This is a genomic window from Nonomuraea sp. NPDC050394, assembly GCF_044459065.1.
Taxonomy (GTDB): domain Bacteria; phylum Actinomycetota; class Actinomycetes; order Streptosporangiales; family Streptosporangiaceae; genus Nonomuraea.
The window spans coordinates 330009-352603 of sequence record NZ_JBITIO010000008.1; the positions used below are offsets into that span (position 1 = coordinate 330009).

A 22595-nucleotide genomic window follows, 5' to 3' on the forward strand; every position below is an offset into this window, starting at 1 on the left:
TTTTACGTCGAGCCGGTTAGCGTCACGAGCATGAGCGACTCGGCCCGGATCGTGATCATCGGCGGTGGCGTCGGCGGCGCCAGCGTGGCCTACCACCTGACCGAACTCGGCGAACGCGACGTCCTGGTCCTCGACCGCGACGAACTGACCAGCGGCTCCACCTTCCACTCCGCCGGACTCGTCGGCCAGTTGCGCGCCGACCCCACCTTGACCCGCATGAACCAGTACTCGGTCGAGCTCTACCGCAAACTCGACGTCTGGACCGAGTGCGGCGGCATCAAGCTCGCCTCCAGCCCCGAGCGCATGGAGGAGATCCGCCGCCAGATCGGCTGGGCCCGCACGTACGGCCTGCCGCTGGAGGAGATCTCGGTGGCCGAGGCGGCCGGGTTGTTCCCCCTCATGGACCCCGCGGGCGTGGTCGGCGCCGCGTACCTGCCGACCGACGGCCAGATCGACCCCTCTCAGCTCTGTTACGCGCTGGCGGGCCTGGCCCGCGAGGGCGGCGCCACGATCCGCACCCACACCCGGGTCCTCGGCATCGACGTCGAGCGGGGCCGGGTCCGCCGGGTCCGTACCGACCGGGGCGACGTCGACTGCGAGATCGTGGTGAACTGCGGCGGCATGTTCGCCCCGGAGATCGGCCGCATGGCCGGGGTACGCGTGCCGATCATCCCGATGTCGCACCAGTACGTGGTGACGGAAGGCTTCCACGAGCACACCGGCCTGCCCACGCTGCGCGACCCCGACCTGCTCGTCTACTACCGCCAGGACGTCCAGGGCCTGGTCATGGGCGGCTACGAGCGCACCTCCGCACCCTGGCTGGACCCGGTCCCGGCGGACTTCAACGGCCGTCTGCTGCCGGAGGACTGGGACCGATTCACCGAAATTTCCGACAATGCAGCCATCCGCGTCCCCGCCCTGGGCGACGTCGGCATCCGCAAGATGATCAACGGGCCGGAGGCGTTCACCCCGGACAACGAGTTCTGCCTGGGCGAGACCGAGGTCGGCGGCTTCTACGTGGCGGCCGGCTTCTGCGCGCACGGCATCGCGGGGGCGGGCGGCATCGGCATGGTCATGGCCGAGTGGATCGTCGAGGGCGAGCCGTCCATGGACCTGTGGCACATGGACATCCGGCGCTTCGGCCGCCAGTACCGCTCACCCTCCTACACGCGCAAACGCGTCGTGGAGAACTACGAGACCTACTACGACATCCGCTACCCCGGCCACGAGCGCGCCGCCGGCCGCCCGCTGCGCACCTCGCCCGCCTACGCCTGGCACGCCGCCCACGGCGCCGTCTTCGGGGAGAAGTCGGGGTGGGAGCGGGTCAACTACTACGCGCCGAACGCGGCGGAGCCGTACCGGAAGGAAGAGGAGCCGCGGGGGTGGGCGGCGCGCGGCTGGCATCCCGCGATCGGCGCCGAGCACCGCGCCACCCGCACCGGCGCGGGACTGTTCGACGAGAGCTCGTTCGCCAAGATCGAGGTGAGCGGCCCCGACGCGGCCGGGCTGCTGGAGTGGGTCTGCGCCAACCGCGTCGCCCGCGAGCCCGGCCAGGTCACCTACACGCAGGCGCTCAACCGGCGTGGCGGCATCGAGTGCGACTTCACCGTCACCCGGCGCGGCGAGGAGGACTTCCTCATCGTCACCGGCACCGCGTTCGGCTCCCACGACCTCGGCTGGCTGCGCAAGCAGGCCAGGCTGCGCGGCTCGGGGGCGCGGATCGCCGACGTGACCGGGCAGTACGCCTGCTTCGCCCTGTGGGGTCCGAAGGCGCGCGACATCATGGCCACGCTCACCGCGGACCCGCTGGACGCGCCGTTCATGTCCGCGCGCGAGCTGACCGTGGGCGACGTGCCGGTGCTGGCGCTGCGGGTGACGTTCGTGGGCGAGTTCGGGTGGGAGCTCTACTGCTCCAGCGAGTACGGCAGGGCGCTCTGGGACACCCTGTGGGCCGCCGGTGAGCCACACGGACTGATGGCCTGCGGCTACAAGGCCATCGACAGCCTGCGCCTGGAGAAGGGCTACCGGGTCTGGGGCGCCGACCTCGGCCCTGAGACGACGCCGTACGAGGCGGGCTTGGGCTTCTGCGTCAAGATGGACAAGGAGTTCCTGGGCCGCGCGGCGCTTGACCCGTCACCGCCGCGGCGGCTGCGCCGCATCACGCTGGACGACCCGCGGGCGGTCGTGCTCGGCAACGAGCCGGTGCGCGTCGAGGGCCGAGTGGAGGGGCGCGTCACCTCCGGCGGCTACGGCTACACGCTGGGCGCCTCGCTGGCCTACGCCTACCTGAACGCCGAGCCGGGCACCGGCGTGGAGGTGGAGCTGTTCGGCGAGCGCGTCACCGGCACCGTCGGCTAGGTCCGCACCGTCAGGCGTACCCGGTCGGGGCGGTACAGGTCGCGGGCGTACTCCACCGGCACGCCCGCGACCGCGTAGGCGGTGCGCTCGATGCGCATGAGCGGCGTGCCCGGCGTGATGCCCAGCTCGGTGGCCTGCTCGCCGGTGGCCACGACCGGGTCCAGGTGCTCGACCGCGCGGCCGGGCGCCAGCTCGTAGCGGGCGGCCAGCAGGTCGTACAGGGAGCCGCCGAGATCCTCCCTCAGCAGGCCCGGCAGGAGCGCGGCGGGGAAGAACGACAACTCCAGCGCCACCGGCGAGCCGCCCGCCGAGCGCACCCGGGCGATCTCGTGCACCGGCGCCGCGGGCTGCAGCTCCAGCGCCGCCGCGACCTCCGGCGGCGCCCGGCGCGTACGCGCCCGCAGCAGCCTGGCCTCGGCGGTCAGGTGGGCCCTGCGCATCCGCTCGGTGAACCCGGCCAGCCCCGTCAGGTCACACTCGACCCGGGGCTCGGCCACGAACGCCCCGCCGCCGCGCCCCTGCGTACGGACCAGGACGCCGCGCGCCTCCAGCGTCGCCAGCGCCTGCCGCAGCGTCATCCGCGACACGCCGAGCCGCGCCGCCAGATCGCGCTCGCCCGGCAGCCGGTCGCCCGGCGCGATCTCGCCGCGCGCGATCGCCTCCAGCAGCCAGCGCTCGATCTGGACGTGCGCGGGCACCCCGCCGCCCCTGGCCAGTTCGACGAACTCCACCCTTCTACTCTGACAGGCGCCGCAGCCGTTCCACCGCGTCGGCGAACTCGCTCACCATCGCGTAGACCACCTCGCGGGCCGGCCTGACCTGGTCGAGCTGGCCCACGACCTGGCCGACGAAGTAGCCGGCCAGCTCCACGGCGCCCGGCTCGCCGCGCTCGGCCGCCGCGCCGATGCGGGCCATCGCGCTCTCGGCCACCAGCATCTGCAACGGCATTCCCAGCGGACCCGGGCTCTCGGGCGCGGCGTCCCACTCCTCGGTCCACGCCGACTTCAGCTGCCTGGCCGGCTTGCCGGTGCGCGACCGCGAGCGGACGGTGTCGAGGGAGGAGGCGGCCAGCATCTTGCGCTTGACCGCCGGGGCCGTCTCGGCCTCCTCGGTGGTCAGCCAGACCGACCCGCACCACACGCCCTGCGCGCCGAGCGCCATCGCCGCGGCCATCTGGCGCCCGTCGGCGATGCCGCCCGCCGCGAGCACGGGGACCCGACCCACGGCGTCCACGACCTGCGGCACCAGCACCATCGTGGAGATCTCGCCGGTGTGCCCGCCGGCCTCGGTGCCCTGGGCGACGATGACGTCCGCGCCCGCCGCCACCTGCCTGCGCGCGTGCTCCACGGTGCCGACCAGGGCGGCCACCGGGATGCCGTGCTCGCGCGCCCTGGCCACCATCTCGGGCGGCGGCGGTCCCAGGGCGCTGGCGATGAGGCCGATCGGGTGCTTCAGCGCCACGTCGATCAGGCCGGTCGCGCCGGCCGCCGTCACCCTGCCGGCGAACTCGTCGGCCGAGCGGATCTCCCGGCCGGCCGCGGCGACGCCGTACTTGCGGAAGAGGTGCGCGACGAAGTCGCGGTGCCGTTCCGGGATGAAGGCCGCGACGTCCACGCGCGGCCCCTCGATCTTCCCGGGGACGAGCACGTCCACCCCGTACGGCCGGCCGCCCACCTGCTCGTCGATCCAGGACAGCTCGGTGTCCAGCTCGGCGGGGGAGTAGGCGATGGCGCCCAGGACGCCGAACCCGCCCGCGTTGGTGACCGCGGCCACCACGTCCCTGCAATGGCTGAAGGCGAACAACGGGAACTCCACGCCGAGCCTGTCGGCCAGTTCGGTGCGCATGCCGCGACGCTAACCCCCAGAACCTTGTTCGGTCTAGGAGTCGTCCTCGTCGTCGTCATCCTCGCCCTCGACCGTCCACGACACCGAGGTCACCGAGGGCTCCAGGCTGAGCCGGCTCGTGGCCGACTCGAACAGGTTCTCGTCGCGGCGCAGGCTGTCCACGATCGCGATCACCTCCACCTGGCCGCGCCGGTCGGCCTCCTGCCCCTGCAGGCTGCGCAGCCGCAGCTCCGGCCGGGTCAGCGCGTTGACGACCAGCTTGCGCACGTGCGCCTGGTCGTCGTCCCAGCAGCGCACCTCGAACCGGTAGCGGGTACGGCGGGCCGCCCGCCGCCGGTCGAGGAAGCGGCCCAGCGGGCGCATGAGCGTGTTCGCGACCACGATCAGGAAGGTCCCCGCCGTGGCCATCAGGTACATGCCCGCACCCGCCAGGGAGCCGACCGCCGCCGCGCACCACAGGGTCGCCGCGGTGTTGAGGCCGCGGATGTTGAACCCCTCGCGCAGGATCACGCCCGCGCCGAGGAAGCCGATGCCCGAGACGATCTGCGCGGCCACGCGGGTCGGGTCGGCGGTGGCGCCGGCGAAGCCGTACGCGCTGAGCAGCACGAACAGGGCCGCGCCGACGGCGACGAGCAGGTTCGTGCGCAGGCCCGCCATCCGGGCCCGCCACTGCCGCTCGATGCCGATGACGGCGCCGAGCACCGCGGCCGCGACCAGGCGCAGCAGCAGATCGATCTCCACGCCCGGTATGTCCCCCGCCGGGACGGGCGCGAGGCGGCCTTTGCCGGGTTATGAACGGTCCATGGGTCCTTCGGGCGGCCCGTGGAGGTTCAGGCGGTCGCCTGGCGGTCCAGCGACGTGATCGCGGAGGTGCCGGGGGAGTGCCAGCCCAGCGCCGGATCGTAGCGGCGCACCAGCTTGGCCGGGATGCCCGCCACCACGCTGTGGTCGGGGAACTCGCCCCGCACCACCGCGCCGCCCGCCACCACGCACTGCCGCCCCAGCCGCGTTCCCGGCAGGATGATCGCGCCGGCGCCCAGCCACGAGCCGGGGCCGATCGAGACCGGGCTGTTCCTCGGCCACTGCCGCCCGATGGGTACCTCGGGATCGTCGTAGACGTGGTTCTGGTCGGTGATGTACACGTACGGGCCGGTGAACACGTGGTCGCCGACGTCGATCGACTGGTGCGCCACGATGTGGCTGCCGCGCCCGATCGAGCAGCTTCCGCCGATCCGCAGGATCGAGTCCGGGCCCAGGTCCACGCCCGGCCCCATGCCGCACGACAGCGAGACCCGCTCCCCGACGAGCGTCCCCTCGCCGATCTCGATCCACTGCTCGCCGAAGATCGCCCCGGGCGGGAACGCGATCGACACGCCTTCGCCCAGATGGCGGAAGCGATAGCCTCCCGGACTGGACGGGCTGATCGCCCCGGCTCTGCGCAAAGCGGCGTAGGCGCGGTGAATCAGCGCGCCCGCCGCCCGCCGTACGTGTGACATAGGGCCCAAAGTTACCGCTTGGTCATGCTGTTCGGGCATGTCGGGGGCGTTCTTTGATATCCTGAGAGCCCGTGGACACATAGCCACACCTCGAGCCACGGGAGCCCCTTTGCGCAGCGCATCGCAAACCAAGCATCTGTTCGTCACCGGCGGTGTCGCCTCCAGTCTCGGCAAGGGGCTCACGGCTTCCAGCCTCGGCCGCCTGCTCAAGGCACGCGGGCTACGGGTCACGATGCAGAAGCTCGACCCCTACCTCAACGTCGACCCCGGCACGATGAACCCGTTCCAGCACGGCGAGGTCTTCGTCACCGACGACGGCGCGGAGACCGACCTCGACGTCGGGCACTACGAGCGTTTCCTCGACACCGACCTGCACGGCTCGGCCAACGTCACCACCGGCCAGGTCTACTCCAACGTCATCGCCAAGGAGCGGCGCGGGGAGTACCTGGGCGACACCGTCCAGGTCATCCCGCACATCACCAACGAGATCAAGGACCGCATCCGCGGCATGGCCGGTCCCGACGTGGACGTGGTCATCACCGAGGTCGGCGGCACCGTGGGCGACATCGAGTCGCTGCCGTTCCTGGAGGCCGTGCGCCAGATCCGCCACGAGGTGGGCCGCGACAACGTCTTCTTCCTGCACGTCTCGCTCCTGCCGTACATCGGTCCCTCCGGCGAGCTGAAGACCAAGCCCACCCAGCACTCCGTCGCGGCGCTGCGCAGCATCGGCATCCAGCCCGACGCGATCGTGCTGCGCTCCGACCGGCCCGTGCAGACCTCCATCAAGCGCAAGATCAGCCTGATGTGCGACGTCGACGAGGACGCCGTCGTCAGCGCGGTCGACGCCGCCTCCATCTACGACATCCCCAAGGTGCTCCACACCGAGGGCCTCGACGCCTACGTCGTGCGCCGGCTCGGCCTGCCCTTCCGCGACGTCGACTGGAAGGAGTGGGAGCAGCTGCTGCGGCGCGTGCACCGCCCGGCCAAGGAGGTCACGATCGCGCTGGTCGGCAAGTACATCGACCTGCCCGACGCCTACCTGTCGGTCACCGAGGCGCTGCGCGCGGGCGGCTTCGCCAACGACGCCCGCGTCAACATCCGCTGGGTCAAGTCCGACGACTGCGAGACCGACGAGGGCGCCTCCCGCGAGCTCGACGGCGTCGACGGCGTGCTCATCCCGGGCGGCTTCGGCGTACGCGGCATCGAAGGCAAGATCGGCGCCATCAAGCACGCCCGCGAGAACAAGGTGCCGCTGCTCGGCATCTGCCTCGGCATGCAGGGCATGGTCATCGAGGCCGCGCGCAACCTGGCCGGGGTCGTCGACGCCAACTCCGCCGAGTTCGACGCCGACACCAAGCACCCGGTCATCTCCACCATGGCCGACCAGGAGGACGTCGTCGCCGGCGAGCGCGACATGGGCGGCACCATGCGCCTGGGCGCCTACACCGCCAAGCTCGGCGAAGGCAGCCTGGCCAGGCAGCTTTACGGCAAGGCCAAGGCCGACGAGCGCCACCGCCACCGCTACGAGGTCAACAACTCCTACCGCGAGCAGCTGGAGAAGGTCGGCCTGGTCTTCTCCGGGCTGTCGCCCGACGGCCGCCTCGTCGAGTACACCGAGCTGCCCGTCGAGACCCACCCGTTCTTCATCGGCACCCAGGCGCACCCCGAGTTCAAGTCCCGCCCGACCCGGGCCAACCCGCTGTTCAAGGGCCTCATCGCCGCGGCCCTCGCCTTCGCCGACGGCCGCGTCTCCGCCAAGGTCGCCAAGTGAGGGACACCGCGCAGCAGTGGGACGTCGTCGCCTCCAAGAAGCACTTCCAGGGCCGGGTGATCGGCCTGCGCACCGACTCCGTGCGCATGCCGGGTGACGACGTCGCCGACCGCGACTACGTCGTCCACCCCGGCTCGGTCGCCGTCCTCGCGCTCGACGAGGAGAACCGGGTGCTGCTGCTGCGCCAGTACCGCCACCCGGTGCGCCACCTGCTGTGGGAGCTGCCCGCCGGCATCCGCGACGTCGAGGGCGAGCCGCTGGTCACCACCGCGGCGCGTGAACTGGCCGAGGAGGCCGGGTACGCCGCCGACACCTGGTACACGCTGGTCGACCTGATGAGCTCGCCGGGCATGACCGACGAGCGCATCCGGGTGTTCCTGGCGCGGGGGCTGCGCCGTACCGAGATCGACTTCGAGCGCAAGCACGAAGAGACCGACATGCCGGTCGAATGGGTACCCCTCGCCGACGCCGTCGAGAAAGCGCTCATGGGAATGATCCACAATTCCCCGGCCGTGGCCGGTATCCTCGCCGCGTACGCGGCATCGGTCGAAGGGTTCGGGCTGTTGCGGCCCGCCGACGCACCTGAGGAGTGAGCTTTCGTGGAGGCGGTGCTCTCCAGCTACCTCGCCCATCTGGCGGTGGAGCGGGGTCTGGCTGTCAACACGCTCGCCTCCTACAAGCGTGACCTGCGCCGCTACGTCGACCATCTCCAGGCGCGCGGGCGCCTGGAGCTCGACCAGGTGGCCGAGGCCGACGTCCTGGCGTTCCTGTCCGCGCTGCGCGAGGGCGACGGCGAGCACCCCGCCCTCGTGGCCAGTTCGGCCGCGCGGGCGGTCTCGGCGGTACGCGGCCTGCACCGCTTCGCCCTGCGCGAGGGCGTCACCGGCCACGACCCCGCCCACCAGGTGCGCCCGCCGCGCCAGCTACGACGCCTGCCGAAGCCGATCACCGTCGACGAGGTCGAGCTCCTCCTCGCCGCCTCCGGTCCCGAGGGCGCGCCGCTGACCCTCCGCAACCGCGCGCTCCTGGAGGTCCTGTACGGCACCGGCGCCCGCATCTCCGAAGCCGTCGGCCTGGCCGTCGACGACCTCGAACCCGAGCAGGTACGGCTGCGCGGCAAGGGCGGCCGCACGCGCGTGGTCCCGCTCGGCCGCTATGCCCGCGAAGCCCTCGACGCCTACCTCGTCCGGGCCCGCCCCGGTCTGGTGGCCCATGGGCGGGGCACGCCCGCGTTGTTCCTGAACGCCCGGGGCGGCCGCCTGACCCGGCAGGGCGCCTGGGAAGTGCTCCAGGCCGCCGCGGAACGAGCCGGACTTGCCGGGATTTCCCCCCACGTGTTGCGCCATTCCTTCGCAACCCACCTCATCGACGGCGGTGCCGACGTTAGGGTGGTCCAGGAGCTACTCGGTCACGCCTCGGTGACCACCACCCAGGTGTACACGCTGGTGACGGTCGACCGGCTCCGCGAGGTCTACGCCGCGGCGCATCCGCGCGCCCGGCAGTGATCTATAGTCTTTGCGACGTGCGGCGAGTACGGCGTGCCGCCTTGCCGCGTTAAGTGCTGACGCCATAGTGTCCGTCCGGACGGTCCGGTTCGGGATCGTCAGGGAGGTTCGAGCTGGTGACTGTGACGACCAACGGATCGACCCAGGGGAACCCCGAAAACCCCTGGGGTGACACGAAGACGGCCACGCCCACCGCCGGCGTGAACCTGGGCCCCACCCGAAGGCCGCGTCCCGTGTTCCCGGAACCAGCCCGGCGCGAGATCCACGGGCCCGCGCGCGTCGTCGCGATGGTCAACCAGAAGGGTGGCGTCGGCAAGACGACCACCACCATCAACCTGGGCGCCGCGCTCGTCGAATACGGGCTGAAGGTCCTGCTCGTCGACTTCGACCCGCAGGGCGCGCTCTCGGTCGGCCTCGGCATCAACCCCCATCAGCTCGACCTCACCGTCTACAACCTGCTGATGGACCGCAACGTCTCCGCCGAGGACGTGCTGCTGGAGACCGGCGTCGACGACCTCGACCTCCTGCCCAGCAACATCGACCTGTCCGCAGCCGAAGTCCAGCTCGTCACCGAGGTGGCCCGCGAGCAGGTGCTCGGCCGCGTGCTCAAGCCGCTGCTGCCGCACTACGACGTCTGCCTCATCGACTGCCAGCCGTCCCTGGGCCTGCTCACCGTCAACGCGCTGACCTGCGCCCACGGCGTCATGGTGCCGCTGGAGTGCGAGTTCTTCGCGCTGCGCGGCGTCGCCCTGCTCATGGACACCATCGCCAAGGTGCAGGAACGGCTCAACGACGAGCTGGAGATCGAAGGCCTGCTCGCCACCATGTACGACGCGCGTACCCTGCACGGCCGCGAGGTCCTCGCCCGGGTCGTCGAGGCCTTCGGCGACAAGGTGTTCCACACGGTGATCAACCGCACCGTCCGCTTCCCCGACGCCACCGTCGCCGGGGAGCCCATCACGACCTTCGACCCGTCCTCGCTCGGTGCCAACGCCTACCGTGAGCTGGCCCGCGAAGTGCTGTCGCGCTGGCCCGCTCCTGCGACAATGGCCAGGTGACATCGACCTCGACCGAGCAAGGCGGCTTCCAGGTCCACCTGGACGTCTTCGAGGGCCCCTTCGACCTGCTGCTCGGCCTGATCTCCAAGCACAAGCTGGACATCACCGAGGTCTCCCTGTCGAAGGTCACCGACGAGTTCATCGCCTACATCAAGTCGCGCGGGCCCGAATGGGACCTCGACCAGACCAGCCACTTCCTCCTCGTGGCGGCGACCCTGCTCGACCTCAAGGCGGCCAGGCTGCTGCCCTCCGGCGAGGTGGAGGACGAAGAGGACCTCGCGCTCCTGGAAGCGCGTGACCTGCTGTTCGCCCGGCTGCTGCAGTACAAGGCGTACAAACAGGTGGCGAAGATCTTCGCCGGCAAGATGGCGGAGGAGGCGTTGCGCTTCCCGCGCGTCGTGCCCATGGAGCGGGAGTTCGCCGATCTGTTGCCCGAGCTGATCCTGGGGATCGGGCCCGACCAGCTCGCCAGGATCGCGGCCAAGGCCTTCACCCCGAAGCTGCCGCCGACGGTGAGTGTCGGTCACATCTACCAACCACTCGCCAGCGTCCGCGAACAGGCGGCTATCCTGGTGCGGCGTCTGCGGCGGATGCGCAAGGCCACGTTCCGCGCCCTGGTCGCCGACTGCGAGGGCACTTTCGAGGTGATCGCCCGGTTCCTGGCGGTGCTGGAGTTGTTCCGGGAGTCGGCCGTGACCTTCGACCAGGTCGAACCACTCGGCGACCTCCACGTCACCTGGACCGGAACCGACGACGGCGACATCTCGGTCGGCGACGACTACGAAGAACCCGCGGAGAAGAAGACCGATGCCTGAGCACGACACCCCGCCCGCCCCCCGCCGCTCCGCGGACCCGGACCTGCCCGCCTGGATGACCCTCCCCGGCGCCCTGTCCACCACCCCGCCCACCCCGGCACCCCGCTTGCCCGCCGACGCCGAGGACGACCGCCCGGCGGCGGACCTCCCGGTTGAAACGCCCGCGCCGGAGGACGACCGCCCGGCGGTGGAACTTCCGGCTGGATCGCCCGCGCCGGAGGACGACGGCCTGGCGGCGGACCTCCCGGTTGAAGCGCCCGCGCCGGAGGACGACCGCCCGGCGGTGGAACTTCCGGCTGGATCGCCCGCGCCGGAGGACGACGGCCTGGCGGCGGACCTCCCGGTTGAAGCGCCCGCGCCGGAGGACGACCGCCTGGCGGCGGACCTCCCGGCTGAAACGCTGGCGCCCGACGACGACCCCGACCCGGCGGCCGTGGTGTCTGCGGAGGACACCGCGGATCCGGCTGAGGAGGCGGACTCTGTCGGCGCGGCTCCCGTCACCTCGGGCCGGGCCTCGGTTGTGGAGGCTCCGGTCCGGGCGGACGTGGACCCGGCCGGTGTGGCTTCGGCCGCCTCTGGCTTGAGCGGGGAGGCTTCGGGCGCGCCGGTCCCTGACGTGGCGGCTTCGGTCGCGGCTGTGCCGTCTTCCGGGGAGGTTCCGGGAACGGGCTCTGCGGGGGAGATTCCGGGAACGGGCGGCGAGGCGGATCTTGCCGGGGCTGGGGCCGGGTGGCTGGGTGAGGAGGCGGGGCTGGGGTTGAAGGCTTCGCTGGAGGCGATTCTGCTGGTGGTGGATGAGCCGGTGGCCGAGGTGACGCTGGCTCAGGTGCTGGAGAGGCCGAGGCAAGAGGTCGGGCAGGCGCTTTCGGAGCTGGCGGCGGAATACACGGCCGATCGGCGGGGTTTTGACCTGAGAGAGGTGGCGGGAGGCTGGCGTTTCTACACGCGGGCCGAGTGCGCGCCTCTGGTCGAGCGCTTCGTGCGCGACGGGCAGCAGACGCGGCTCACGCAAGCTGCTCTGGAGACTCTCGCGGTCGTGGCTTACCGGCAGCCGGTGAGCCGTGCCCGCGTGGCCGCGGTACGCGGTGTGAACAGCGACGGCGTCATGCGTACGCTCGTCGCCAGGGGGCTGGTCGAAGAGGCCGGCACCGACCCGGAGAGCCAGGCAGTGCTCTACCGGACAAGCTCATACTTCCTGGAGCGTCTGGGACTGAAGGACATCGGCGAGCTCCCCGAGCTCGCGCCGCTCCTCCCGGACGACGTGGAGAACCTCGAGGAGACAACGAAGTGATCAACAGGCGAAGCACCCCGTCCGGTGATGGACGCGGTCGAGGACGTTCGGGCGGCCACACGGGCCGCGGCGGGCGTCCCGCCTTCCGCTCCGACGACCGACGCGGCGGCGGGGACCGAGACTCCCTGCGCGCCGACAGGGGCGGCTCCCGGACCCGCCCCACCAAGCCCACCGACCGCCGCGACGACCGCGGCGGCTACCAGGGCCGTGATGACCGCGACCGTGGTGGTTACCAGGGCCGTGATGACCGCGACCGTGGTGGTTACCAGGGCCGTGATGACCGCGACCGTGGTGGTTACCAGGGCCGTAGCGATGACCGTGGCGGCCAGGGTCAGCGTCGTGACGACCGTGGTGGTTTCCAGCGGCGCGATGACCGTGACCGCGGTGGTTACCAGGGCCGTAGCGATGACCGTGGCGGCCAGGGTCAGCGTCGTGACGACCGTGGTGGTTTCCAGCGGCGCGATGACCGTGACCGCGGCGGGTACCAGCGGCGTGATGACCGCGACCGTGGCGGCTACCAGGGCCGTGACGACCGCGGTGGTTACCAGCGGCGTGATGACCGTGACCGTGGCGGCTACCAGGGCCGCGATGACCGTGACCGTGGTGGTTTCCAGCGGCGCGACGATCGCGACCGTGGTGGTTACCAGCGGCGTGATGACCGCGACCGCGGCGGCTACCAGGGCCGCGATGACCGTGACCGTGGTGGTTTCCAGCGGCGCGACGATCGCGACCGTGGTGGTTACCAGCGGCGTGACGACCGCGACCGCGGCGGCTACCAGGGCCGTGACGACCGTGACCGTGGTGGTTACCAGCCCCGCGACGACCGGGCGGAGCGTTCCGGCGGCGACGGGTTCCGGGCCGCCCGGGGTGGGCGGCGTGACTCCGCGCCCGGCCCCACCAGGGCACGGTACGGCAAGCGCGACGACGTCCAGACGATCGGCGGCAGCCGTACCGGCGGGAAGACCACCGGCGGGCAGAGCACCGGCAGGGGGCCGCGGCGTGACGAGCGGCCGGGCAGGGGCGACAAGCCGTCGGACCGGTTCAAGACCGCCCGCCAGCCCATCCGCGACACCGCGTTCTTCGAGCCCGGCTACACCGACGAGCGGGACACCACCGAGGTCCCCGGCGGCGTCAGGCTGCAGAAGGTGCTCGCCCAGGCGGGCGTGGCCAGCCGGCGTGCCTGCGAGGAGATGATCGGCGCCGGTCGCGTGACCGTCAACGGCCAGATCGTCCGCCGCTTCGGCGCGAAGGTGGACCCGGCCGAGCAGATCATCCACGTGGACGGCAAGCGCATCCCCACCGCCCCCGACCTCGTCTACTACGCGCTGAACAAGCCGATCGGCGTCGTGTCCACGATGGAGGACCCGCAGGGACGTCCGTGCCTGGCCGACTACGTGCAGGAGCTGGCGCCGCGGCTGTTCCACGTGGGCCGGCTGGACACCGAGACCGAGGGCCTGCTGCTGCTCACCAACGACGGCGAGCTGGCCAACCGGCTGACGCACCCGAGCTATGGGGTGCAGAAGAAGTACTGGGCGAAGGTGCCGGGGCCGATCCCGCGCGACCTGGGCCGCAGGCTTCGTGAGGGCATCGAGCTGGAGGACGGCCTCGCCCGCGCGGACTCCTTCTCGATCGTGCAGGAGCACGGCCAGCAGGCGCTGGTCGAGGTGGTGCTGCACGAGGGCCGCAAGCACATCGTGCGCCGCATGCTGGAGGAGTCGGGTCACCGCGTGATCGACCTGGCGCGGATCGAGTTCGGGCCGGTCAAGCTGGGCCGGACGAAGGCGGGCACGCTCAGGGCGCTGTCGCTGGCGGAAGTCGGCGAGCTGTACGCCGCCGTCAAGATGTAATCTGGCAGCCCATACCCAGGAGCCCGTACCGCCGCGTACGGGCTCCATGCCTTATGAAGGGGACGAGCACCATGGTCCGGGCGATTCGCGGGGCGATCCAGGTCGGCGCCAACACCCGCGACGCGATCATCGAGGCGACGACGGAGCTGGTGAGCACGCTCATGGAGCGCAACCGGCTCTCGACCGACGACGTGATCAGCGTGTTGTTCACCGCGACGCCCGACCTGACGGCGGAGTTCCCCGCTCTGGCCGCGCGCAAGCTGGGCTTCCACGACGTGCCGCTGATCTGCTGCACGGAGATCGACGTGCCGGGCGCGCTGCCGCGCGTGGTACGGCTGATGGCGCACGTGGAGACCGACCGGCCACGCGGCGAGATCAGCCACGTCTACCTGCGCGGCGCCGTCGCGTTGCGTGAGGACATCGCCCAATGAAGCTCGAGAGCGTCCTCGTCCTCGGCACCGGCCTGGTCGGCACCTCGATCGGGCTGGCGCTGCGTCAGCGCGGCGTGAGCGTCCTGCTGGCCGACCGCGACCTCGGCGCGGTCCGCCTGGCCAGGGAGATGGGCGCCGGTCAGGAATGGCATTCCGGCGAACAGGCCGACCTGGCGATCGTCGCGGTCCCCCCGGACCACGTGGCGACCGAGCTGCGCGGCCTGCAGCGGCGCGAGGCCGCCCGCTTCTACACCGACGTGTCGAGCGTGAAGGCCATGCCGATCGCCAGGGCCGTCGAGCTGGGCTGCGACATGGGCCTCTACGTGGCCTCGCACCCGATGGCCGGCCGCGAGAAGGCCGGGCCCGGGGCGGCCAGGGCGGACCTGTTCCTGGGACGGCCGTGGGCGCTGTGCCCGACGGAGGCGGCGCGGCCCGAGGCGAAGCGGGCGGTGCTGGAGCTGATCGGGCTGTGCGGCGCCAACCCGGTCGAGGTGAGCGCCGAGGAGCACGATCGCGCGGTCGCGCTCGTCTCGCACGCGCCGCACGTGGCCGCCTCCGCAGTGGCGGCCCGGCTGTCGGAGGCGTCCGACGTGGCGCTCGGCCTGGCCGGTCAGGGCGTACGGGACGTGACCAGGATCGCCGGCAGCGACCCCGGCCTGTGGCTGGGCATCCTGTCGGGCAACGCCGCGCCCGTCGCCGAAGTGCTGGAGGCGGTATCGCGCGACCTGACCGAGGCCGCGGCGGCGCTGCGCGCGCTGGCCGGAGGCGACCAGAGCGCGGGCCCCGACGTCACGCAGCTGCTCAAGCGGGGCGTCGCCGGGCACGGGCGCATCCCGGGCAAGCACGGCGGCCCGGCCGCCGCCTACGGCGTCGTCCAGGTGGTCATCGGTGACCGGCCGGGTCAGCTGGCCCGGTTGTTCCAGGTGTGTGATGAGGTCGGGGTCAACGTCGAGGATGTCCGGCTGGAGCACGCTCCGGGCCTGCCCCTGGGCCTGGCGGAGGTGTCGGTGCAGCCGGACGCGGTGGCCGTTTTGCAGGAGGCTCTGCACGAGCGTGGCTGGCAGGTGCCGTAGGCCCCGCGGATGTCACGTTCCGAGGCGGTGGATCCGTCTTCCCGGTATGACACACATCATGGTTCTGGGAGCCGGATACACCGGGATGATGGCGGCGATCCGGATCGCGGTGAAGACCCGCCGCCTGGGCGTCAGGGTGACGCTGGTCAACGCCTCGCCGCGCTTCACCGAGCGGCTGCGCATGCACCAGACGGCCGCCGGCCAGCGGCTGACCGGCCACGCCATCGACAAGGTGATCGCCGGCACGGGCATCACCTTCCTGCGTGACCGGGTCACCGGACTCGATCCGGGACGGCACGAGGTCACGCTCCAGAGCGGGCGCGTCGCCCGCTTCGACAAGCTCGTCTACGCGCTCGGCACCGTCACCGACCGCTCCACCCCGGGCGTGCGCGAGCACGCGCACGTCTACGACGACCACGACGGCGCGGTACGGCTGGCCGACGCGCTGAAACAGCTCACCGAGGGCACGGTCGTGGTCGCCGGCGGCGGCCTGACCGGCGTCGAGTCGGCCACCGAGATCGCCGAAGCCCACCCCCACCTGCGCGTGGTCCTGCTCAGCCGGGGCACCCCGGCCTCGATGATGGGCGACAAGGCCCGCGCCTACGTACGGCGGGCGATGGACCGCCTCGGCATCGAGGTGCGCGCGGGCGTCGAGGTGGAGAAGGTACTGCCCGACGCGGTGGAGCTGGCCGGGGGCGAGCTCGTCGCGTCCTCGGTCACGCTGTGGACCGCGGGCACCATCGGGCTGCCGCTGGCACGGGAGTCGGGGCTGGCCGTCGACGGGCGCGGGCGCGTGGTCGTCGACGCGACGCTGCGCTCGGTCTCGCATCCCGACGTGTACGCGGTCGGGGACGCGGCGGCCGTCGGCCAGCCGTACGGGGTCATTCACGGCACCTGCCAGAGCGGCATCCCCACGGCCCTGCACGCCGCCGACGTGATCGCCGCGCGGCTGCGGGGCAGGAGGGCCAGGCCGTTCCGGTTCGGGTACTTCCACCAGCCGCTCAGCCTGGGGCGGGCCGACGGGGTCATCCAGTTCACGCGGGCTGACGACAGCCCGCGGCGGGCGTACCTGACCGGGCGCTGGGCCGTCGTCTACAAGGAGACGGTCAGCAGCAGCCCGCTGCCGGGCTTCGCGCTGCTGAAGCGGCGCCTGGTGCCCGCCCGCGCGTTCCGTCTCAGCAGCGGCTGAGAACCGAAGCTGGATCGGCGAGTGACGCGGAGGCGGTAGCCTCTTCAGGTTGAGGTAAAGCCGTGAAGAGGGAGAGACCGTGGCCGGTCTGGTCGTCGCCATGGACGGCCCTTCGGGGTCGGGCAAGTCGAGCGCGTCGCGCGGGGTGGCCCGTGCGCTGCGCCTGCGCTACCTGGACACCGGGGCGATGTACCGGGCGATGACCTGGTGGATGCTTGAGCAGGGCGTCGACGTGGCCGATCCGGCCGCCGTCGCGGCGCGCTGCGGCGAGCCCGAGATCGTCAGCGGCACCGACCCGGACGGGCCGACCATCCACGTGGGCGCCACCGACGTCGCCGGGCCGATCCGCACGGGCGAGGTCACCGGCTCCGTCTCGGCGGTGGCCGCGGTGCCCGAGGTGCGGACCCGGCTGGTCGCCCTGCAGAGGGAGATCATCGGTGCCGGCGGCATCGTGGTCGAGGGCCGTGACATCGGCACGGTCGTCTGGCCGGAGGCGGCCGTCAAGATCTACCTCACCGCCAGCGCGGAGGCGCGCGCCCTGCGGCGCACCGCGGAGCTGTCGGGCACCACGGTGGAGGCGCAGCAGGCCGCCATGGCCAGGCGTGACACCCTGGACTCAACACGTAAGGCAGATCCACTGTCGATGGCGGATGGCGCCATCGAGCTCGACACCACGCCGCTGACCCTGCAAGAGGTCATCGACGCGGTGCTGAGTGTGGTCGCGCGGCAAGGGGACCAGGGGCCGTCGGCCGGCGGGTTCCGGAGCGAGCGCGACCGGGTCAACGAGCGCGCCTGACCTTCAGGTGCGGTACTCACACGAAGGACGAGAACATCGTGAACACGGGGGACTGGGTCGAGGCTGAGTTCGACGACCTGCAGATCAGTGACCATGACGACGACAGCGGGCCGCTGCCCGTCGTGGCCATCGTCGGACGCCCGAACGTCGGCAAGTCCACGCTGGTCAACCGCATCATCGGCCGCCGCGAGGCGGTCGTGGAAGACGTGCCGGGCGTCACCCGCGACCGCGTCGCCTACGACGCCAACTGGCGCGGGCGCCGCTTCACCGTGGTCGACACCGGCGGCTGGGACCCCGACGCCACCGGCATGAACCTGCGCATCGCCGAGCAGGCCCAGGTGGCCGTCCAGCTCGCCGACGTGATCCTGTTCGTGGTCGACGCCACCGTGGGCGCCACCGACGCCGACGAGATCGTCGGCAACGTGCTGCGCCAGTCCGGCAAGCCGGTCATCCTGGCCGCCAACAAGGTCGACAACCAGCAGCTGGAGCTGGAGGCCTCCGGGCTGTGGGCGCTGGGGCTCGGCGAGCCGTACCCCGTCTCGGCCCTGCACGGGCGCTCCAGCGGCGACCTCCTCGACATCGTGCTGGACGCGCTGCCGGAGACGCCCGAGCTGAAGTTCGGCGAGCAGGGTGGCCCGCACCGGGTGGCGCTGCTCGGCAAGCCCAACGTCGGCAAGTCCTCCCTGCTCAACAAGCTCGCGGGGGAGGACCGGGTGCTGGTCGACCCGATGGCGGGCACCACCCGTGACCCGGTCGACGAGCTGATCGAGCTCGGCGGCAAGCCGTGGCGCTTCGTGGACACCGCCGGCATCCGCCGCCGCGACCGCGAGCTGCAGGGCGCCGACTTCTACGCCGCCATGCGCACGCGCGCCGCGCTCGACAAGGCCGAGGTGGCGGTCGTGCTCATCGACGCCTCCGAGCCGCTCACCGAGCAGGACCTGCGCATCATCGGGCTGGTCATCGAGTCCGGCCGGGCCATGGTCGTGGCCTTCAACAAGTGGGACCTGGTCGACGAGGACCGGCGCTACTACCTGGAGAAGGAGATCGACCGGCAGCTCGTGCGGACCCCGTGGGCGCTGCGCGTCAACATCTCCGCCAAGACCGGCCGGCACGTCGACCGGCTCGTCCCGGCGCTGGAGAAGGCGCTCGACTCCTGGTCCACCCGGGTGCCGACGTCGCGGCTCAACGCCTTCCTCACCGAGCTGGTCCAGGCGACGCCCCCGCCGGTGCGCGGCGGCAAGCAGCCCAAGATCCTGTTCGCCACGCAGGCGTCCACGGAGCCGCCGAAGTTCGTGCTGTTCACCTCGGGCTGGCTGGAGGACACCTACCGGCGCTTCATCGAGCGCCGGCTGCGCGAGGAGTTCGGCTTCGCCGGTTCGCCCCTTGAGGTGACCATGAAGATCAGGGAAAAGCGGAAGAGCGGGGCCGCGCCCAAGAAGTAGGCTGGACGGCAACACGCAGAAGGAGACGAGTAGCCCGGGGGACCCGCGCGGGTCCAGAGAGCCGCCGGAAGCTGGAAAGGCGGCCTCGCGCCCCCCGGGCGAAGACACTCCCGAGTGCGGGGAGGAAATGCCCCGCCGGTCTGACCCCCGTCATCGGGTCGTGGAGGCCGCCTCCTCGCGGGGGCGGCGAAAGTGCGGTGGCACCGGGAGTTCCCTTCTCCCCCGCACTCCCAAGGGGTCATGCATCTTCCCTGAGGAGTTGTGATGATCTCTCGTGTCCTGTCGGCGGAGCTCGCTGAGCACGCCGGGCAACGAGTCAAGATCGCCGGATGGGTTCATCGCCGCCGGCAGCTGAAATCCGTGTCCTTCCTCGTCGTACGCGACCGTGCGGGCCTGGCCCAGGCGGTCACGACCAGCCCGGATCTGCCGGGTGAGGAGAGCGCCGTCGAGATCACCGGGTTCGCCACGCCCAGCGCGCGGGCGCCCGGCGGCGTCGAGATCACCGAACCCGAGATCACCGTGCTGGGCGAGGCCGCCCGGCCGCCGTTCGAGTTGTTCCGTCCCGAGGTGAGCGCGGCACTTCCGACCGTGCTCGACCACGCGCCGCTGGCTCTTCGCCATCCCGTGCTCCGCCTGCCGCTGGAGATCTCCGCGGCCAGCGTGGCGGGGTTCCGGGAGACGCTGGACCGGCTGGCGTTCACCGAGATCCACACGCCCAAGCTGGTCGGGTCGGCCACCGAGTCCGGCGCGGACGTCTTCTCCGTCGACTACTTCGGCCGCCGCGCCTACCTGGCCCAGTCTCCGCAGTTCTACAAGCAGATGATGGTCGGCGTCTTCGAGCGCGTCTACGAGGTCGGGCCCGTCTTCCGCGCCGAGCCGCACGACACCGCCCGCCACCTGGCGCAGTACACCAGCCTCGACGCCGAGCTCGGCTTCGTCACCGACCACCGCGACGTCATGGCGGTCCTGCGCGAGGCCGTCGCGGGCATGGTCGAGTCGGTACGGCGCCGCGTCCCGCAGGCCGGCGACCTGCTGCCCGAGGTGCCCGCCGAGATCCCGGCGGTGCACTTCTCCGACGTCAGCGACGAGCCCGACCTGTCGCCGGCGCGCGAGCGTGAGCTGTCGGAGTGGGCGCGGCGCGAGCATGGCTCGGACTTCCTGTTCGTCACCGGCTACCCGATGGCCAAGCGCCCGTTCTACACCCATCCCGACCCGGCGAGGCCCGGCTACTCCAACGGCTTCGACCTGCTGTTTCGCGGGCTGGAGCTGGTCACGGGCGGACAGCGGCTGCACCGGCACGCCGACTACCTCGCCGCGCTGGCCGAGCGGGGGGAGGCGGCGGAGCCGTACCGGGGATATCTGCAGGCCTTCGCGTACGGCATGCCGCCGCACGGCGGCTTCGCCATCGGCCTGGAGCGCTGGACGGCCCGGCTGACCGGCGCGGCGAACATCAGGCAGGCGACTCTGTTCCCGCGCGACCTGCATCGCCTCTCGCCGTAGGCATCCAGAGGGCCACCACGGCGCCCAGCAGGCAGAGCACGGCGGTCACGAGGAACATCTCGGTGTACTCCACGTGCAGGGCCGCCTTCACCTTCGCGGTGTAGGCGGCCAGCTGCTGGGCGTAGGTGGCCGCGTCGACGCCGACGGGCAGCGGGGTGTCGAGGTCGGCGGTGAGCGACTGGAAGCGGTAGAAGCCCCAGGCGGACACGCCCGCGATGCCGATGAGCATGCCCATCATCCTGGCCACGACGACGGCGGCGGAGGCGACGCCGTGCTGGACCGCCGGGGTCACGCGCAGCACCGCGGCCGAGATGGGCGCGATGACCAGGCCCAGGCCGAGGCCGGCGACGATGAGCGCGAGGTCGATCGGGTGCCCGGTCAGGTCGAGCGGCCAGCGGTTCATCAGCACGTATCCCACGGTGGCGACGAGCAGGCCGGCGACCGTGACCGGGCGGTCGCCGAGCCGGCGGGCCAGCAGGCCGCCGAGCACGGCGCCGACCGGCAGCGCGATGAGGAAGCGGCCCAGCACCAGCGAGGCCTCCAGCGCCTCCAGGTCCAGCAGCGTCTGTGCGGTGAACTGCACGAACACCATGGTGACCAGCAGCGCGGCGCCGGCGAGGAAGCTGACGCCGAGCGTGGCCAGCAGCGGGCCCTTGCGGGTGCCGGCCAGGTCGAGCAGGCGTACCGGTGAGCGGATCTCCCACCAGACGAACACCGCCCCGACGACGAGGCCGGCGGCGATCGCCGGCAGGCCCCACGGCGGCAGGATCGCCTTGGCCGGGTCGTTGTTGTAGAAGCCGACGACCAGCAGGGCCAGCGCCAGCGCGAGCAGTACGCCGCCGACGGTGTCGATCCTGGTCGCCGCCGGGGCGACCGGGACCGGCGGCCGGCCGGGAACCGTGCGCTGCACCGCGATCGCGGCCAGCGCGGCGAGCGGGAGGTTGATCCAGAAGATGGCGTGCCAGCCGCCCAGCTCCACCCCGAACACCTGGAAGGCCGGGATCAGCGCCAGCACGCCGCCGTAGAGCGGGCCCAGGGCGCTGCCGAGTTCCTGGGCGGCGCCGACCGCGCCCAGGGCGACCGGGCGCTCGCGCTCGTCCCACAGGTCGCCGATGAGCGCCATCGTGATCGGCAGCAGCGCGCCGCCCGCGATGCCCTGCAGGGCGCGCCCGCCCACGACCATGGGCAGCGATCCGGCCAGCGCGGTCAGCAGGGAGCCCAGCGCGAACGCGGCCAGGCAGGCGTGGATGAGGGGACGCCGGCCGTACCGGTCGGACAGTTGCCCGAGCAGCGGCATCGCGGCGATGTAGCCGAGCAGGAAGCCGGTCACCACCGGCGTGGCCCGCTCCAGGTGGTTCAGTGGTACGCCGACCTCGGTGGCGATGTCGATCAGGACGGTCACCACGACGTAGGCGTCGAGCGCGGCCAGCAGCACCACCGTCCCGCCCACGCCGAGGGCGACCCGGCGCGCCGCCCTCATCCCGCGGGCGGGGTGATCGTGACCGGGGTGTCGTAGTCGCTGAACGAGACGATCACCGAGCCGTCCTGCAGCGGCAGGGTGGCCTTGGTCAGGCGGGAGGAGGCCTTGTCGACCAGGAGCACGCCGTTGACGCCCTGGGAGACGCCGGGGATCAGCTTGCCCAGGACCTCGGGCGAGAAGGTGGCCGCGACCTTGTACGCCGCGCCCTCCTCGCCCTCGACCCGCGGGTCCGTGGCGGTCGACAGGAGCTTGGCGATGCCCTCGGTGGGCGACAGGATCAGCGACGGGTCGTAGATCTGGGCCAGGTCCTTCTTCGCCATCTTCTGGAAGCCGCCGGTGGGGCCCTTGAAGTGGACGGTGTCGCCGACCACGAAGAAGCTGATCTCCTGAAGGCTGCCGAGCACCTCGATGGTGAGCGTGCCGTCGGCGTCGCCGGCGGAGGTCAGCCGGCCGTCGGCCTTGCGTATCTGCACCTTGGGCTTGCCCTCGGTGGCGATCGCGAACGAAGCGGACTTGACCGACGTCATCGCCTCGGCGGACTTCTTCATCAGGTCGGGACCGCTGGGCAGCGCCGCCCCGCCGCCGGACGAGCAGGCCGCGGCCAGCGCTAGGGCAAGGACGATCAGCAGCTTTCTCAGCATGTCCGGATCGTAGCGAGCGTGCGGGAGCCGACGGGCCGGTCGCCGGTATCGGTTGGG

At 71.9% G+C, this 22595-nt stretch carries 20 protein-coding genes; 14 read left to right on the forward strand and 6 right to left on the reverse strand.

Going from position 1 to position 22595, the window contains the following annotated elements:
- The first annotated feature begins 30 nt into the window (after positions 1–30).
- Positions 31–2358 (forward strand): FAD-dependent oxidoreductase, encoded by a 2328-nt coding sequence (locus tag ACIBKY_RS30470; protein WP_397101839.1) that lies wholly within the window; start codon positions 31–33, stop codon positions 2356–2358.
- Here the strand turns inward: ACIBKY_RS30470 and ACIBKY_RS30475 are convergent.
- The 4 genes from ACIBKY_RS30475 to ACIBKY_RS30490 all read right to left on the reverse strand — a co-directional run bounded on the left by ACIBKY_RS30475 (position 2355) and on the right by ACIBKY_RS30490 (position 5699).
- On the reverse strand, positions 2355–3089 hold the full coding sequence (locus ACIBKY_RS30475; RefSeq protein ID WP_397101841.1) for a GntR family transcriptional regulator: 735 nt from the start codon (positions 3087–3089) through the stop codon (positions 2355–2357). The genes ACIBKY_RS30470 and ACIBKY_RS30475 overlap by 4 nt on opposite strands.
- A gap of 4 nt (positions 3090–3093) precedes the next feature.
- Positions 3094–4203, reverse strand: a complete 1110-nt coding sequence (locus ACIBKY_RS30480) for an NAD(P)H-dependent flavin oxidoreductase (RefSeq protein WP_397101843.1) — start codon at positions 4201–4203, stop codon at positions 3094–3096.
- Positions 4204–4236: 33 nt separating this feature from the next.
- Positions 4237–4944: an MgtC/SapB family protein gene (locus ACIBKY_RS30485; RefSeq protein ID WP_397101845.1), complete on the reverse strand. Its 708-nt coding sequence runs from the start codon at positions 4942–4944 to the stop codon at positions 4237–4239.
- An 89-nt stretch (positions 4945–5033) separates the two neighbouring features.
- On the reverse strand, positions 5034–5699 hold the full coding sequence (locus tag ACIBKY_RS30490) for an acyltransferase (RefSeq protein WP_397101847.1): 666 nt from the start codon (positions 5697–5699) through the stop codon (positions 5034–5036).
- A 109-nt stretch (positions 5700–5808) separates the two neighbouring features.
- Here ACIBKY_RS30490 and ACIBKY_RS30495 point away from each other — a divergent pair, with 109 nt between their 5' ends.
- The 13 genes from ACIBKY_RS30495 (at position 5809) to aspS (ending at position 20417) form a co-directional block, all read left to right on the forward strand.
- Positions 5809–7470: a CTP synthase gene (locus tag ACIBKY_RS30495; protein WP_397101849.1), complete on the forward strand. Its 1662-nt coding sequence runs from the start codon at positions 5809–5811 to the stop codon at positions 7468–7470.
- Entirely contained in the window at positions 7467–8063 is a 597-nt protein-coding gene (locus ACIBKY_RS30500) for an NUDIX domain-containing protein (protein ID WP_397101851.1), read from the forward strand. Before ACIBKY_RS30495 ends, ACIBKY_RS30500 begins: the two co-directional genes overlap by 4 nt.
- A 6-nt stretch (positions 8064–8069) precedes the next feature.
- Complete coding sequence (locus ACIBKY_RS30505; protein WP_397101853.1) at positions 8070–8975, forward strand: site-specific tyrosine recombinase XerD; 906 nt, start codon at positions 8070–8072, stop codon at positions 8973–8975.
- A 116-nt stretch (positions 8976–9091) separates the two neighbouring features.
- Complete coding sequence (locus tag ACIBKY_RS30510) at positions 9092–10033, forward strand: ParA family protein (RefSeq protein WP_379612913.1); 942 nt, start codon at positions 9092–9094, stop codon at positions 10031–10033.
- Positions 10030–10848 carry a segregation and condensation protein A gene (locus ACIBKY_RS30515; protein WP_397101855.1) on the forward strand — a complete coding sequence of 273 codons (819 nt, stop codon included), beginning with the start codon at positions 10030–10032 and terminating at the stop codon, positions 10846–10848. Before ACIBKY_RS30510 ends, ACIBKY_RS30515 begins: the two co-directional genes overlap by 4 nt.
- 733 nt (positions 10849–11581) lie before the next feature.
- A complete protein-coding gene (gene scpB, locus ACIBKY_RS30520; RefSeq protein ID WP_397102164.1) occupies positions 11582–12139 on the forward strand; it encodes an SMC-Scp complex subunit ScpB in 558 nt (185 codons plus the stop codon).
- Positions 12136–13986 carry a pseudouridine synthase gene (locus ACIBKY_RS30525; RefSeq protein WP_397101857.1) on the forward strand — a complete coding sequence of 617 codons (1851 nt, stop codon included), beginning with the start codon at positions 12136–12138 and terminating at the stop codon, positions 13984–13986. The genes scpB and ACIBKY_RS30525 overlap by 4 nt, the downstream gene beginning before the upstream one ends.
- 71 nt (positions 13987–14057) lie before the next feature.
- On the forward strand, positions 14058–14417 hold the full coding sequence (gene aroH / locus ACIBKY_RS30530; protein ID WP_379612910.1) for a chorismate mutase: 360 nt from the start codon (positions 14058–14060) through the stop codon (positions 14415–14417).
- Positions 14414–15490: a prephenate dehydrogenase gene (locus ACIBKY_RS30535; protein WP_397101859.1), complete on the forward strand. Its 1077-nt coding sequence runs from the start codon at positions 14414–14416 to the stop codon at positions 15488–15490. The genes aroH and ACIBKY_RS30535 overlap by 4 nt, the downstream gene beginning before the upstream one ends.
- Before the next feature lie 58 nt (positions 15491–15548).
- Positions 15549–16679 (forward strand): NAD(P)/FAD-dependent oxidoreductase, encoded by a 1131-nt coding sequence (locus ACIBKY_RS30540; protein ID WP_397101861.1) that lies wholly within the window; start codon positions 15549–15551, stop codon positions 16677–16679.
- A gap of 79 nt (positions 16680–16758) precedes the next feature.
- Positions 16759–17475, forward strand: a complete 717-nt coding sequence (cmk, locus tag ACIBKY_RS30545) for a (d)CMP kinase (protein ID WP_397101863.1) — start codon at positions 16759–16761, stop codon at positions 17473–17475.
- Between the two features lie 38 nt (positions 17476–17513).
- Positions 17514–18917 (forward strand): ribosome biogenesis GTPase Der, encoded by a 1404-nt coding sequence (gene der, locus ACIBKY_RS30550; protein WP_397101865.1) that lies wholly within the window; start codon positions 17514–17516, stop codon positions 18915–18917.
- A 264-nt stretch (positions 18918–19181) separates the two neighbouring features.
- Positions 19182–20417, forward strand: coding sequence for an aspartate--tRNA(Asn) ligase (gene aspS / locus ACIBKY_RS30555; protein ID WP_397101867.1), 1236 nt, complete (start codon positions 19182–19184; stop codon positions 20415–20417).
- Here aspS and ACIBKY_RS30560 read toward each other — a convergent pair.
- Together ACIBKY_RS30560 and ACIBKY_RS30565 are read right to left on the reverse strand one after the other, a co-directional pair.
- Positions 20368–21897 carry an MFS transporter gene (locus tag ACIBKY_RS30560; protein WP_397101869.1) on the reverse strand — a complete coding sequence of 510 codons (1530 nt, stop codon included), beginning with the start codon at positions 21895–21897 and terminating at the stop codon, positions 20368–20370. The genes aspS and ACIBKY_RS30560 overlap by 50 nt on opposite strands.
- Entirely contained in the window at positions 21894–22538 is a 645-nt protein-coding gene (locus ACIBKY_RS30565; protein WP_397101871.1) for an LppX_LprAFG lipoprotein, read from the reverse strand. The genes ACIBKY_RS30560 and ACIBKY_RS30565 overlap by 4 nt, the downstream gene beginning before the upstream one ends.
- Between the last annotated feature and the right edge of the window lie 57 nt (positions 22539–22595).